Origin of the sequence: Rhizorhabdus sp., assembly GCF_018006725.1 — a bacterium.
Classification (GTDB): domain Bacteria; phylum Pseudomonadota; class Alphaproteobacteria; order Sphingomonadales; family Sphingomonadaceae; genus Rhizorhabdus.
This window is the reverse complement of the sequence record NZ_JAGMXV010000152.1, coordinates 1-12156: the sequence shown is the minus strand read 5'-3', so window position 1 is coordinate 12156 and position 12156 is coordinate 1. Positions and strand designations below refer to the sequence as shown.

The window sequence follows — 12156 nt, the reverse complement described above, 5'->3', positions numbered from 1 at the left end:
GCCCTGTCTTGGGCTATCGACAATCAGCGCGTGCTGAATCTGACGCATCCTGCCTCCCGATACGGATCGCCGCAGCGATCATGGTCTTGCTGCATTCCCCAACTGTCGCCCCACCGTCAATCGTAACGCGTGGTACCCGCCGACGATCCACAATCTTCTAAGCCCGTCCGCGAGCCGCCCCCGTCACAATAGGAACTCCGCTCTGCAGCCTTCGTTCATCGGGCATATTCCTTTTAAAGGCAGACAGATGGCTACCCCTCATAATCGACTGCAGGAAGATCATGGATCGCAATTCCTGACCGAAACCTTTCAAAGGGGCCTGGCGCGCTGGAACCATATGCGCCTGTCCCCGCGTCATCCGAACGAGGACAGCGATATGTTCGAGCGGGAGCTCCGCATGCTTCGCCTCGAACGCGCCTTTCTTGCCCACCTGCGTTCGGATGTAGTCGCAGAAGCAAGCGATGTACCGCAGGATGCAGACGGCTTTATCACCTGGTTCGAAGGCCTGAAGGACAGCGGACCGGGACAGGGGGATCCATTATTCCCTTGGCTGGCCGAAGAGGCAGGCCGCGACCAGTTGCGCTGGTTCTTCGAACAGGAAGCAGCAGGCGAGGCTGGCTTCGACGATCTCGTCGCTCTGACCCAGGTGAAGATGCCGGCGCGCGCCAAACTCGAACTGGCGCGCAACTATTGGGACGAGATGGGGCGGGGCAACCCGGCAGGGATGCACGGGCCGATGCTCGACGCGCTGGTGGAGATACTGGACGTCGATCCGACGATCGACGACACCGTATGGGAAAGCCTCGCTCTGGCCAATGCGATGACGGCCATGGCGACACATCGAGACTATGCCTGGCATTCTGTTGGAGCACTTGGCGTAATCGAACTGACCGCCCCCGGCCGGTCTGCGCTGGTGGCCAAGGGCCTTCGCCGGATCGGCCTGAGCGATCGTGAGCGACGCTATTTCGACCTGCACGCCGTCCTCGATGTGAAGCATAGCGCCGACTGGAACAGCGAAGCGATACGGCCGTTGATCGAGGAAGATCCGACACGCGCAACGGCGATGGCGGAAGGTGCGCTGATCCGCCTGCGCTGCGGCGCGCGATGCTTCGACCGTTATCGAGCAATTTTGTGGAAATGAAGCGCGCGGACCTTGCGCTAAATCATCGTATGAATAGCTTGGGTAAATCCCCAGTTGAGATGTGACGGTTTCAGGCTTCGATGTGTCGGCATCTCACCTCTTGCTTTTCAAGAAGATGGGCTGAACGTCGGCAACTCGGAGCTACTAAAAACCCCATTCTCGCCTCGCTGCCGTTAGACCATTGTATAATCGTGCGTTAACCATTTGTTTGCCGTGCCTTGGCGATGTTGCTCCCAGAAGGAGTTTGGCCATGGGAACCAATATCGCTAGTGCGGCGGTACTGACCGCCACGGACACGGAAAATATGCTCGACCTCGGCTTCGCCTATTCCACGGGCGCCGACGGTTTCCCGCTCGATCTCGTAACGGCCCACCAGTGGTTCAATCTGGCGGCGCTGTCCGGGTCGGCCGAGGCGCAGTATTGCCGCGCAGACCTCGCTCATCAGATGAGCCGGCAGGAAATCGCCGAGGCACAACGCCGCGCCCGTACTTGGCTCGCCGCCCACTAAGCGCCTGTTTCGCGATCAACCTTGCGGATGCTGGTCCGCAAGCATCGCGACCAGGCCCCGCACGCTCTCGCGCAACTCCTCCAGCCCCTCGGGCGTGCGCCCTCCGGCGATCGTCGCAGGCACATGCACTGCGCGATCGCGCAACATCCTTCCCTGATCGGTCAGGTCGATGATGACGCGACGCTCGTCCGCCGGATCGCGAGTTCGGGTCACCAGTCCCGACGCCTCCATCCGCTTCAACAACGGCGTCAGCGTCCCGCTGTCGAGGTAGAGGCGCGCACCCAGCGTCCCGACCGTCTGTGGGGCCGTCTCCCACAATACCAGCATGACGAGATATTGGGGATAGGTCAGACCCAGTTCGCGCAACACCGGCCCATAGAGCCGGTTGAGCAGATTGGTGGCAGCATAGAGCGGAAAGCAGACCTGGCGGTCGAGCGACAGGGGATCCTGATCTTCGTCCAATGCTGCCACCCTGTCCGTCATTGCGTAAAGACCTTGAAACTGACGTCCACATTCCCTCGGATCGCATTGGAATAGGGGCATACCGCGTGCGCGGCTGCCACGATCTCCTCGGCTTTTGCCTGGTCGACACCGGCAATTTCGACATCGAGCGCAACGGTCAGGATAAAGCCGCCCTGTCCGTTAGGTAACAGGCCGACCTCGCAGGAAACCTCGATATCGTCATCGGTGACCTTGTCGGCTTTACCGCGGGTTACGTGGATGACCGCATTTTCGAAACAGGCGGCATAGCCGGCAGCGAAGAGCTGTTCGGGATTCGTAGCACCGCCTTTACCGCCAAGCTCCTTGGGCAAGGCAAGCGGCAGGTCGAGGATGCCGTCCTCGCTCCTGATCGCGCCGCTGCGGCCGCCATGTGCATGTACCCGGGTTGCGTAGAGCTGGCTCATTTCATCGTCCTTCTTCGTTGTGACGGGGATCATATAGACACGATTATATTGTGCACAACTATATTGTGTCATTTTTAAATATTTGATCGGTCGCTGAATGGCCTAAAGGGCTGTCCGTCCACGGACTCTGGGCTTTGCGAGGTCAAAATCCGTCGATAAGACAGGGGGATGGAGAGGAACATAAATCTGCTCGAAGCTCGCCCGAGCTTCGTCACCCATCTCGAATGCTCGCTCACCGGCGAGCTTTATCCCGCCGACCAGCTCCATGGTCTCTCGGCAGCGGGCCGACCCCTTCTGGTCCGCTACGACCTGCCCGCGATCGGCAAGCGGCTGTCCCGCGCCGACATAGAGCGCCGTCCGACCGACATGTGGCGCTGGCGGGAATTGCTGCCCGTTCGGCGAAGCGAGGACATCGTCAGCCTCGGCGAGATCGAAACCCCTCTCATTCCGCTGCCCCGTTCGGCGGGTCCGGCGGTGATCGTAAAAGACGAGGGCAGGCTCCCCACCGGCTCGTTCAAGGCGCGTGGCCTGGTCATGGCCGTGTCTATGGCAAAGGCCCTCGGCGTCACCCGCATCGCGATGCCGACCAACGGCAATGCCGGCGCCGCGCTCGCCGCCTATGCGACGCGCTGCGGGATCGAGACGATCGTCTTCTGTCCGGAGGATACGCCCGAGATCAATGTCCGCGAAATCGCCATGCAGGGTGCCCGCGTCTGGCGCGTCAACGGCCTGATCGACGATTGCGGCGCGATCGTCGGCGAAGGTGCCCGGCAGGGTCGCTGGTTCGACTTCTCCACGCTCAAGGAGCCTTATCGGATCGAAGGCAAGAAGACGATGGGGCTCGAACTCGCCGCCCAGCTGGGCTGGGAACTGCCCGACGCCATCTTCTATCCGACCGGCGGCGGCACCGGCCTGATCGGCATGTGGAAGGCCTTCGACGAACTGGAAGCGCTCGGCTGGATCGGCTCGCATCGCCCGAAGATGTTCGCGGTGCAGGCTGCCGGCTGCGCGCCGATCGTGAAGGCCTTCGACGACGGCGTCGAACATGCCGAGCGCTGGGAAGGCGCCCACACGGTCGCCGCCGGAATTCGCGTGCCTCGTGCGGTCGGCGACTTCCTGATCCTCCGTGCCGTGCGCGCCAGCGGTGGCCGCGCGGTGGCGGTCGAGGACCACGCCACCCTCCAGGCCGTCGACGACGCCGCTCGCCAGGATGGACTGCTGCTGTGTCCCGAGGGTGGCGCGACGCTTGCCGCCTATCGTCTGGCGCTCGAACAGGGCTGGGTGACCGAGCGCGACCGCACCGTCCTGTTCAACTGTTCGACCGGGCTCAAATATCCGATGCCGCCGGCACCCCGGACATTGGATCGCACCCAGACCATCGACTTCGACTCGCTCTGAAAAGGACCCAGCCATGGACCGCCGCCTCTTCCTCGCCTCCCTTCCCGCCGCGGCCCTGGCGGCACCCGCCCTCGCCGGGCAGGCGACCGCCCCCCTGCCCCCAACGCCCCGCTGGCGCGAAGGAGAGGACCGCTTCGACCGGAACGACGTCCATGCGGGCGATCGCCCGGTGGGTGCCAGCTTCGCCAGCCGCACCGCAGCCTATGGCATGTCCGGCGCCGCAGGAACCGCCCATCCGCTGGCGACACAGGCGGGCATCGCCATCCTGCGCAAGGGCGGTTCGGCGGTCGATGCAGCCATCGCAATCAACGCCTGTCTGGGCTTTCTCGAGCCGACCTCCTGCGGCATCGGCGGCGACTGCTACGCCATGCTCTGGGACCCGAAGACCAAGGCGGTCATGGGGCTTGCGGGCTCGGGCGCTTCTCCCCGCGCGCTTTCGCTGGAAACGGCCCGCGCTCGCGCGGTGAACGGCGCCCTGCCGCCACTTGGCGCGGTCACCGTATCGGTGCCGGGCACGGTCGACGCTTGGGCGTTGATGCACCAGCGCTATGGCCGCCTGAAATGGGCAGAGCTGTTCGAACCTGCGATCGATCTGGCGACCAACGGGGCCCCCGTCCCCGACATCATCGCTTATTATATCCGCCGCGCCCTCGTGAACTTCCGCAAGCCCGGCAATGGTATCGAGGAGACCGACAACGCCTTGCGCACCTGGTCGATGGGCGGCACCGGGCCGCAGACCGGCAGCATCTTCCGCAACCCCGATCTCGCCCGCACCTACCGGATGATCGCCGAGGGTGGGCGCGACGCCTTCTACAAGGGCGACATCGCGAAGACGATCGACGCCTATTTCCGGCGGATCGGCGGCTGGCTGCGTGCCGAAGACCTTGCCGCGCACAAGGGCGAGTGGATCACGCCGCACAAGACCGACTATCGCGGCGTCGGTGTCCACGCGCTCGGCGCGAACACGCAGGGCATCGCGACGCTGCAGATGCTCAACATCCTCGAGAATTTCGACATGGAGGGCGCCGGCTTCCAGTCGGCTTTGTCGATCCACCTCCAGGCCGAGGCCAAGCGCCTCGCCTATGAGGATCGCGCCCGCTATTATGCCGATCCGAACTTCTCGAAGATCCCGGTCGAGTGGTTGATCTCGAAAGACTATGCAGCCCAGCGCGCCCGCCTGATCCGGCCCGACCGCATCAATCCGGACGTCCGCCCCGGCCAGGCACCCTCGCGCGGCGACACCACCTATTTCACCTGCGCCGACAAGGACGGGATGATGGTGTCGATGATCCAGTCCAATTTCCGGGGAATGGGATCGGGCCTCGTCGCCGACGGGCTCGGCTTCATGTTCCAGGACCGGGGCCAGCTCTTCTCGCTGAAGGATGGCCATCCCAATATCTATGCGCCGGGCAAGCGCCCCTTCCAGACGATCATTCCCGGCTTCGCGACGCGCGGCGACGGCCCGTGGATGAGCTTCGGCGTCATGGGCGGCGACATGCAGCCGCAGGGCCAGACCCAGATCATCGTCAACCGCCGCGACTATGGCCTCGACGTCCAGGCGGCCGGCGACAGCCCGCGCTGGCACCATGAAGGTTCGTCGCAGTCGATGGGCGAGGATTCGCCCGGCCTCCCGGCGACGGGCTTGCTCCGCCTCGAAAACGGGGTCCCGGCCGCGACGCGCGACGGGCTCAGATCGCGGGGCTGGACGCTGGGCGAATCCGATGCCGCCTTCGGCCGCTATCAGGCGGTCGAGCACCGCATGGACGGGCAGGAGCGCGTCTATGCCGCAGCAAGCGAGATGCGCGCCGACGGCTGCGCTCTCGCCTATTGACGGATCGGGCGGCTCCGGCCGCCCGGTCGATCAGATGCGGGCCTGCTCGCGATAGGCCCTGACGTCGCGGCGCAGTTCGCCCGCACACAGGAACAGCGCGAGGACATTGGGTATCGCCATCAGGAAGAAGCTGCTGTCGATGATGTCGATCACGCGGCCGAGGTCGATCACGGCCGCCGGCGGCAGCGCCACGATGTAGAGAATCTTGTAGCTCCACTGCGCCTTCGGCCCGTGCCCGAACAGATAGCCCCAGGCCTGCAGACCATAGAAACCCCAGGCGACGAGCGTGGAATAGGCGAACAGCACCACCACGATCGCCAGCAGCAGCGGGAACCAGCTGGACACATGCGCGAAGGCCGCGCTCGTGATCTCGATCCCTTTCAGGTTCGGATCGGTCCACGTCCCCGCCACGACCATCGCCAGCCCGCCGATGCCGCACACGATCATCGTGCCCAGCAGCGGCTCCAGCAGCGCCACCATGCCCTCCGACACCGGATGCTCGGTGCGGGCGAGGCTATGCGCCATCACCGCCGATCCGACGCCCGCCTCGCTCGCGAACACCGCCCGGCGCATGCCGGCCACGAAGGCCCCGACAGCGCCGCCGGCCGCCGCGTCGAACCCCCAGGCCCCGCGCCAGATCGCCGCGAGCGCCGCCGGTATGGCATCGGCATGCAGCACGAGGATGGCGACGATACCCGCCAGATAGACACCGACCTTCAGGGGCGTCAGCCGCTTCGACACCTCGCCCAGCCAATGCGCCCCGCCGAGCGTCACCAGTGCGACCGCGAAGGCCAGGCCGATCCCGTAGATCCAGCCATTGGTGAAGCCGGTGACGACGCTGACCTGCGCGAAGCTCTGGTTCACCTGCACCATGGGAATGGCACCGAACAATGCGAAGAAGGCATAGAAGCCGCCGAGGACGACGCCCAGCCGCGGCAGTCCGCGCCGCCCCAGCACCGCCTTCAGCACATACATCGGCCCGCCATGGACATGCCCATATTCGTCGGTGACGCGATATTTCAGCCCCAGCGTGACCTCGGCCATCTTCACCGTCATCGCGAACCAGCCGATCGCGAACATCCAGAAGATCGCACCCGGCCCGCCCATCGTCAGCGCAACCGCCACACCGGCAATATTACCCAGCCCGATCGTACCCGACAGCGCCGTGGTCAGCGCGGCGAACTGACTGACGTCGCCCTTCGCCTCACCTTCGCGCGGCTGGTTGCGCAGGATACGAAACGCATGCCCGATGCAGCGGACGTTCGGAAAACCCAGCCAGACCGTGAAGAACAGCATCGGCACCGCCAGATAGAGCACGACCAGCTCGATCTGGGTGCCCAGCAGCGGAATCTTGAAGAAGACCGCGCCGGTCAGCGCGTCGACGATCCGATTGAAACTCTCCATCACCGGACGCTAGCTGGCTTGTTCAATATTGTCATTGCCAAGTCCGCGCCCGGTCATTGCGATCGTTCGAAGCCTCCGGTCTTTCTGCTCGGGCAGCTCCCAGGTCATGATCACCCGCGATCAGCTCTTCGAGCAGGACCTCGCCGTCCGGCCAATATCCAAGATCGGACTGCGCATTGATATGCCCGCAATGGCCGGCATCGACGAAGCGGCTGCCCCATGCCCCGGCCAGCCGCTCGAGCCGGTCGAAGGTCGCATAACGGTCGTTGCGGCTTGCGACGAGGATCGAGGAAAAGGGCAGCTGCCGTGCAGGCGCCGGCGAAAAGCGACGAACCAGCGCATGGGCGTCGGGCGCGTCCACGTCGGGAGGCGCGACCAGCAGCGCGCCCTTGACCCGGCGGAGGCTCGCCGTCTCGAACGCCTGCGCCCACCAGGCGATCGTCAGACAGCCCAGGCTGTGCGCTACCAGCACCAGCGGCCCGTCGGTCATCGCCACGGCCGCGTCCAGCCGCTCGGTCCAGATCCGCCTGTCCGGCTCCGACCAGCAGCCGAGATCGACCCGGCGACAGTCGTCGCGTCGCGCCTGCCACAATGTCTGCCAATGATCCGGCCCCGAATTGTCGAGCCCCGGGACGATCAGGCACAGCGGCCGCTCATTGCTCATCGTCGGCTCCAGCCAGAAGAGCCGTCCGTTCGCCCGCGTCTCGATCCGCACGCGCCTGGTGCACAACGCTGCCCGGCGGCACGCTCGACGTCAGCCACACATTGCCGCCGATCGTCGAGCCGGCACCGATCGTCACCCGACCCAATATCGTCGCGCCCGCATAGATCACGACATCATCCTCGACGACCGGATGGCGCGGCTGCCCGCGCTTGATCGCGCCGTCCTCGTCGGCGGGAAAGCTCCGCGCGCCCAGCGTGACGGCCTGATACAGCCGAACCCGGTCGCCGATCACCGCAGTCTCGCCGATCACCACCCCGGTGCCATGATCGATGAAGAAGGATTCGCCGATCGTCGCGCCCGGATGGATGTCGATCCCCGTCCGCGAATTGGCGATTTCCGAAATGATCCGCGCGACGAGCGGCGTGCCGAGCCGGTGGAGCAGATGCGCCAGCCGATGGTGGACGATGGCGATCACGCAGGGATAGCAGATCAGCACCTCGTCGACGCTGCGCGCCGCCGGGTCGCCCGCATAGGCCGCCTCTATATCCCTGTCCAACAGCCGCCGCAGCGACGGCAGCGACCGGGCGAAATGGCCGATGATGCGCCCTGCTTCGTCGTCGACGCGGTGCGTCTCGTCCCCATCACGGGAATAGCCCAGTTCGAGCCGGATCTGCCCATAGAGCCGGCTGAGCGCGGTCTGCAGCGTCTCGGCGACAAATGCCTCCTCATTCTGCAGCCGGACGAAGCTCGGCCCCAGCCGCAGCGGAAACAGCGCCCCGCACAGCGCCGACATGATCTTGTCGAGCACATGCCGCGACGGAAAGCCGACCGCGCCGAGTTCGGCATGGCGACGATGCGCGTTGCGCCAATCCTCGCGCGCGTCGCGCAGTTCGGACGCGATCAGGTCGATGTCCCAATACTGGCCGGGCGGTGCGTCCAGGCTGTCGTCGATAGCGTTCGTCATCAGGGCCTCTCTTGCTTCCCGAACGCATAGCCGACCGCCTTGAGAGAGGAAGCAATTTTTCTCTACTGATTTGATAGGAATTATATCACCCGCTTGTCCGGCGGTTGTTTCGTGACGTGGTCAGGATGCGGTGATAGCCTGGCCCCATGGTTCCCCGTCTCGGCCCCCTCAAGCTCAAGGCTCAGCTCTACGCAGGCGACGAGCCCGCCATCGGCCCCGGCAAGGCCGCGCTCCTCGAAGCGATCGACCGCGAAGGGTCGATCTCGGCCGCAGGCCGTGCGCTGGGCATGAGCTATCGCCGCACCTGGCTGCTCGTCGACAGCCTCAACCGCTGCTGGCTGGACCGGGTCGTCGACACCACACCCGGCGGCGGACGCGAGAAGGGCGCTCGGGTTACCGACTTCGGTCATCGCATTTTGAGCGCCTATCGCAGGCTGGAACGCAGCCTGCTCGACGCGGCAGAAGGCGATGACTTCCGGGAGCTGGCAGCAATGATGCGGAGCGAGCCGCTGCCGCCAGCACATTGAAGGCTTGCCATATACGCACTGATATAGCATCCGGAGAGCGATCGTCCGGGAGTTCCAGCATGACCTTGCGCCATCGCCTCTGCCTCGGGCTCTTGCTGCTTCTTGGCTACACTACCTCCCCCGCTCTGGCCGCCGAAACCACCGTCGCCGTCGCTGCCAATTTCACCGAACCGGCAAAAGAGATCGCCGCCGCTTTCGCCAGGGCCACCGGCCACAAGGCGCAACTCGCTTTCGGCCCTTCCGGCACCTTCTACACCCAGATCAGCCACGGCGCGCCGTTCGAGCTGTTCCTGTCCGCCGATGCCGAGCGCCCGGCGAAGATCGAGCAGGAGGGACTGGCCGCCGCCGGTACCCGCTTCACCTATGCCGTGGGCAGGCTGGCGCTCTATTCGACGACACCCCGCCTCGCCGACGGAGCCGGCGCGATCCTCCGGACCGGGCGCTTCGAGCGGATCGCCATCGCCGATCCCGCCAGCGCGCCTTATGGGCAGGCTGCGCTGGAAGTGATGCGCAGGCTGGGCGTCGAAGCCCGGCTGAAGCCGCGCATCGTCACCGGCACGTCGATCGCCCAGGCCTATCAGTTCACCTCCACCGGCGCCGCCGAACTCGGCTTCGTCGCGCTGTCGCAGATCGTCGACGTCAAGGGCGGCTCGCGCTGGATCGTCCCCGCACGCTTCCACCAGCCGATCGAACAGCAGGCGATCCTGCTGAAGACCGGCGCAAACAATCCCGCCGCCCGCGCCTTTCTGAAGTTCCTGCGCAGCGAAACCGCGCTGCGCATCATCCGCCGCTATGGCTATGCGCTGCACTGATCGATGACGCTGGTCCTGCTGACAACCCTCGAACTGGCGCTCGTTACCACCCTCTGGCTGCTGCTGCTCGCCACCCCGCTGGCCTGGTGGCTCGCCCGCTCGCGTCACTGGGCGAAGGAGATTGTCGGCGCGATCACCGCCCTGCCGCTGGTCCTGCCGCCCACGGTGATCGGCTTCTACCTGCTGATAGCCCTCGGTCCGGACAGCCCGTTGATGGCACTGCTCCAGCCTTTCGGGATGAGGACGCTCGCCTTCACCTTCACCGGCCTCGTCATCGGCTCGATCTTCTATTCGCTGCCCTTCGCCGTGCAGCCGCTCCGCACCGCCTTCGAGGCGATCGGCGACCGGCCGCTGGAACTCGCCGCCACCATGGGCGCGGGTCCCTGGGACCGCTTCGTCCATGTCGCACTCCCGCTCGCCCGGCGCGGCTTCCTGTCGGCGTCGATCCTCGTCTTCGCCCACACCGTCGGTGAGTTCGGGGTCGTGCTGATGATCGGCGGCAACATACCGGGCCGCACCGAGGTCCTCTCGACCCGCATCTTCCAGCTGGTCGAAAGCCTGCAATTCGGTGAGGCGCACCGTATCGCCGCCTGGCTGGTCGCCTTTTCCTTCGCTGCGCTATTGGCGCTGCTGCTCGTCGACCGGCGGATCGGAACGCCCCGGCCATGAGCATTGCGATCCGATTGCAGGGCCGGCGCGGCCCGCGCTTCCTGCTCGACATCGACACGGAGATCCCCATGACGGGGGTCACGGCCCTGCTGGGCCCCTCCGGCTCAGGCAAGACCAGCCTTCTGCGCGCGCTGGCGGGGCTGGATCGTCATTCGGGCACCATCCGCTTCGGGTCCGAAACGTGGCAGGACGAGCGTCGCTTCCTGCCCGCCGAGCGCCGCCGCATCGGGTATGTCTTCCAGGGCGAGGGCCTGCTCCCCCACCTCTCCGTCTGCAAGAACCTCGACTTCGCCGAACGCCGTGCCCCGCCCGGCCCGTTCGACCGTGAGCAGATCGTCGCCCGGACAGGCATTGCCACCCTGCTGAACGCCATGCCGCGCGATTTGTCGGGAGGTGAGATGCAGCGCGCCTCGATTGCGCGGGCGCTGCTCGGCCAGCCTCGGCTGTTGTTGATGGACGAGCCCCTGTCCGCGCTCGACGCCCCTGCCCGCGCCTCGATGGTCGACTGGCTCGGCGATCTCCTCCCCCGGCTGGATCTGCCGGTGGTCCATGTCACGCATGACGAGGCCGAGGCCCGGCGCCTGGCGTCCACCACCCTGGTCCTGCGCGACGGCCGGCTGGTCGCCGCCGCCTGATCAGGCCTCGTCGGCGGCCAGCGCCTCGCGCATGTTGCGGAGCACCCAGCGGATATGGCTGGAAAAGGTGACCACCGCGGAATGGGCATCGCCGGTCAGGATCGTCTCATGGATCAGCCGGTAGTTGATCAGATACTGGTCCCAATGGTCGCCGGGCGCGAGTTCGGACAGCAGCGTCGTGAAGAAGCGCATATAGGGCCGGCTGTAGAAGAACTCGACATAGCGGTTCCCCGACAGCCGGTTGAGCGCGATATGATAGCGGTAGAGGGAATCGACGAAGTCGCGCGCGCTGCGGCGCACGGCATTGTCCTCGATCGGCTGAAAGGCCGCGATCACCGCATCGCGTATCTCCGGATCACCGACCTTGCCTGCGGTCAGGCGGACGCCCAGCACGCATAGCGCCTCGGTAAACTCCAGAAAGTCGATGCGGTCCTTGACCGACAGGCGCCGGATTCGCGCGCCGCGATTGGCGATCAGCTCGACCACCCCCTCGCCGGCCAGCATGTGCAGCGCCTCGCGGACGGGCGCCCGGCTCACATTATACTCCTCGGCCAGGTCCGCCGCGATCAGCCGCTGCCCCGGCGCATAGCGTCCGGCCATCACGCCATCGACAATGGAATCAACCACATGGGAGACGAGCGATACGCCGTTTTCGTCGTCGCGGTCGGATGCTTTGCTGGCCATGGGCTGCCCTTATC

General features: G+C 65.5%; 14 protein-coding genes. 8 read left to right on the top strand and 6 right to left on the bottom strand.

The features are described 5' to 3' along the window. The first annotated feature begins 247 nt into the window (after positions 1-247). Both KAY22_RS18440 and KAY22_RS18435 read left to right on the top strand, forming a co-directional pair. The gene (locus KAY22_RS18440) at positions 248-1141 is read left to right on the top strand and encodes an iron-containing redox enzyme family protein (protein WP_296624753.1); all 894 of its coding nucleotides are present in this window, start codon (positions 248-250) and stop codon (positions 1139-1141) included. A gap of 250 nt (positions 1142-1391) precedes the next feature. Next, the gene (locus tag KAY22_RS18435) at positions 1392-1649 is read left to right on the top strand and encodes a hypothetical protein (protein ID WP_296624752.1); all 258 of its coding nucleotides are present in this window, start codon (positions 1392-1394) and stop codon (positions 1647-1649) included. 15 nt (positions 1650-1664) lie between these two features. Here the strand turns inward: KAY22_RS18435 and KAY22_RS18430 are convergent, their stop codons facing one another. Next, a complete protein-coding gene (locus tag KAY22_RS18430; protein WP_296624751.1) occupies positions 1665-2120 on the bottom strand; it encodes a MarR family winged helix-turn-helix transcriptional regulator in 456 nt (151 codons plus the stop codon). A gap of 8 nt (positions 2121-2128) precedes the next feature. After that, entirely contained in the window at positions 2129-2554 is a 426-nt protein-coding gene (locus KAY22_RS18425) for an organic hydroperoxide resistance protein (protein WP_296624750.1), read from the bottom strand. Between the two features lie 168 nt (positions 2555-2722). Here KAY22_RS18425 and KAY22_RS18420 point away from each other — a divergent pair, with 168 nt between their 5' ends. Then, entirely contained in the window at positions 2723-3952 is a 1230-nt protein-coding gene (locus tag KAY22_RS18420) for a threonine synthase (RefSeq protein WP_296624749.1), read from the top strand. Positions 3953-3965: 13 nt separating this feature from the next. After that, a complete protein-coding gene (locus KAY22_RS18415) occupies positions 3966-5783 on the top strand; it encodes a gamma-glutamyltransferase family protein (RefSeq protein ID WP_296624748.1) in 1818 nt (605 codons plus the stop codon). Positions 5784-5813: 30 nt separating this feature from the next. Here KAY22_RS18415 and KAY22_RS18410 read toward each other — a convergent pair whose 3' ends face one another. The 3 genes from KAY22_RS18410 to epsC are packed head-to-tail and all read right to left on the bottom strand — an operon-like array spanning position 5814 to position 8815. Then, the gene (locus tag KAY22_RS18410; protein ID WP_296624747.1) at positions 5814-7187 is read right to left on the bottom strand and encodes an amino acid carrier protein; all 1374 of its coding nucleotides are present in this window, start codon (positions 7185-7187) and stop codon (positions 5814-5816) included. 31 nt (positions 7188-7218) lie between these two features. Continuing rightward, complete coding sequence (locus KAY22_RS18405; protein ID WP_296624746.1) at positions 7219-7851, bottom strand: alpha/beta hydrolase; 633 nt, start codon at positions 7849-7851, stop codon at positions 7219-7221. Further along, positions 7841-8815, bottom strand: coding sequence for a serine O-acetyltransferase EpsC (epsC, locus tag KAY22_RS18400; protein ID WP_296624745.1), 975 nt, complete (start codon positions 8813-8815; stop codon positions 7841-7843). Before epsC ends, KAY22_RS18405 begins: the two co-directional genes overlap by 11 nt. A 146-nt stretch (positions 8816-8961) precedes the next feature. Between epsC and KAY22_RS18395 the strand changes: the two genes are divergently transcribed. Genes KAY22_RS18395 through KAY22_RS18380 form a run of 4 tightly spaced genes read left to right on the top strand, consistent with a single transcriptional unit; the run spans position 8962 to position 11458 of the window. Further along, complete coding sequence (locus KAY22_RS18395; protein ID WP_296624744.1) at positions 8962-9342, top strand: LysR family transcriptional regulator; 381 nt, start codon at positions 8962-8964, stop codon at positions 9340-9342. A 59-nt stretch (positions 9343-9401) separates the two neighbouring features. Further along, on the top strand, positions 9402-10154 hold the full coding sequence (gene modA, locus KAY22_RS18390; RefSeq protein WP_296624743.1) for a molybdate ABC transporter substrate-binding protein: 753 nt from the start codon (positions 9402-9404) through the stop codon (positions 10152-10154). A gap of 3 nt (positions 10155-10157) precedes the next feature. After that, positions 10158-10823 (top strand): molybdate ABC transporter permease subunit, encoded by a 666-nt coding sequence (modB, locus tag KAY22_RS18385; protein WP_296624742.1) that lies wholly within the window; start codon positions 10158-10160, stop codon positions 10821-10823. After that, positions 10820-11458: an ATP-binding cassette domain-containing protein gene (locus KAY22_RS18380; RefSeq protein WP_296624741.1), complete on the top strand. Its 639-nt coding sequence runs from the start codon at positions 10820-10822 to the stop codon at positions 11456-11458. The genes modB and KAY22_RS18380 overlap by 4 nt, the downstream gene beginning before the upstream one ends. Here the strand turns inward: KAY22_RS18380 and KAY22_RS18375 are convergent, their stop codons facing one another. Then, positions 11459-12142: a GntR family transcriptional regulator gene (locus KAY22_RS18375; RefSeq protein WP_296624740.1), complete on the bottom strand. Its 684-nt coding sequence runs from the start codon at positions 12140-12142 to the stop codon at positions 11459-11461. Positions 12143-12156: the final 14 nt, after the last annotated feature.

Bases quoted from the DNA above. Each gene is read 5' to 3' on its own strand.
- KAY22_RS18440 (WP_296624753.1), top strand. From the start codon at position 248: ATGGCTACCCCTCATAATCGACTGCAGGAAGATCATGGATCGCAATTC.
- KAY22_RS18435 (WP_296624752.1), top strand. From the start codon at position 1,392: ATGGGAACCAATATCGCTAGTGCGGCGGTACTGACCGCCACGGACACG.
- KAY22_RS18425 (WP_296624750.1), bottom strand. From the start codon at position 2,554: ATGAGCCAGCTCTACGCAACCCGGGTACATGCACATGGCGGCCGCAGC.
- KAY22_RS18420 (WP_296624749.1), top strand. From the start codon at position 2,723: ATGGAGAGGAACATAAATCTGCTCGAAGCTCGCCCGAGCTTCGTCACC.
- KAY22_RS18415 (WP_296624748.1), top strand. From the start codon at position 3,966: ATGGACCGCCGCCTCTTCCTCGCCTCCCTTCCCGCCGCGGCCCTGGCG.
- KAY22_RS18410 (WP_296624747.1), bottom strand. From the start codon at position 7,187: ATGGAGAGTTTCAATCGGATCGTCGACGCGCTGACCGGCGCGGTCTTC.
- KAY22_RS18405 (WP_296624746.1), bottom strand. From the start codon at position 7,851: ATGAGCAATGAGCGGCCGCTGTGCCTGATCGTCCCGGGGCTCGACAAT.
- epsC (WP_296624745.1), bottom strand. From the start codon at position 8,815: ATGACGAACGCTATCGACGACAGCCTGGACGCACCGCCCGGCCAGTAT.
- KAY22_RS18395 (WP_296624744.1), top strand. From the start codon at position 8,962: ATGGTTCCCCGTCTCGGCCCCCTCAAGCTCAAGGCTCAGCTCTACGCA.
- modA (WP_296624743.1), top strand. From the start codon at position 9,402: ATGACCTTGCGCCATCGCCTCTGCCTCGGGCTCTTGCTGCTTCTTGGC.
- modB (WP_296624742.1), top strand. From the start codon at position 10,158: ATGACGCTGGTCCTGCTGACAACCCTCGAACTGGCGCTCGTTACCACC.
- KAY22_RS18380 (WP_296624741.1), top strand. From the start codon at position 10,820: ATGAGCATTGCGATCCGATTGCAGGGCCGGCGCGGCCCGCGCTTCCTG.
- KAY22_RS18375 (WP_296624740.1), bottom strand. From the start codon at position 12,142: ATGGCCAGCAAAGCATCCGACCGCGACGACGAAAACGGCGTATCGCTC.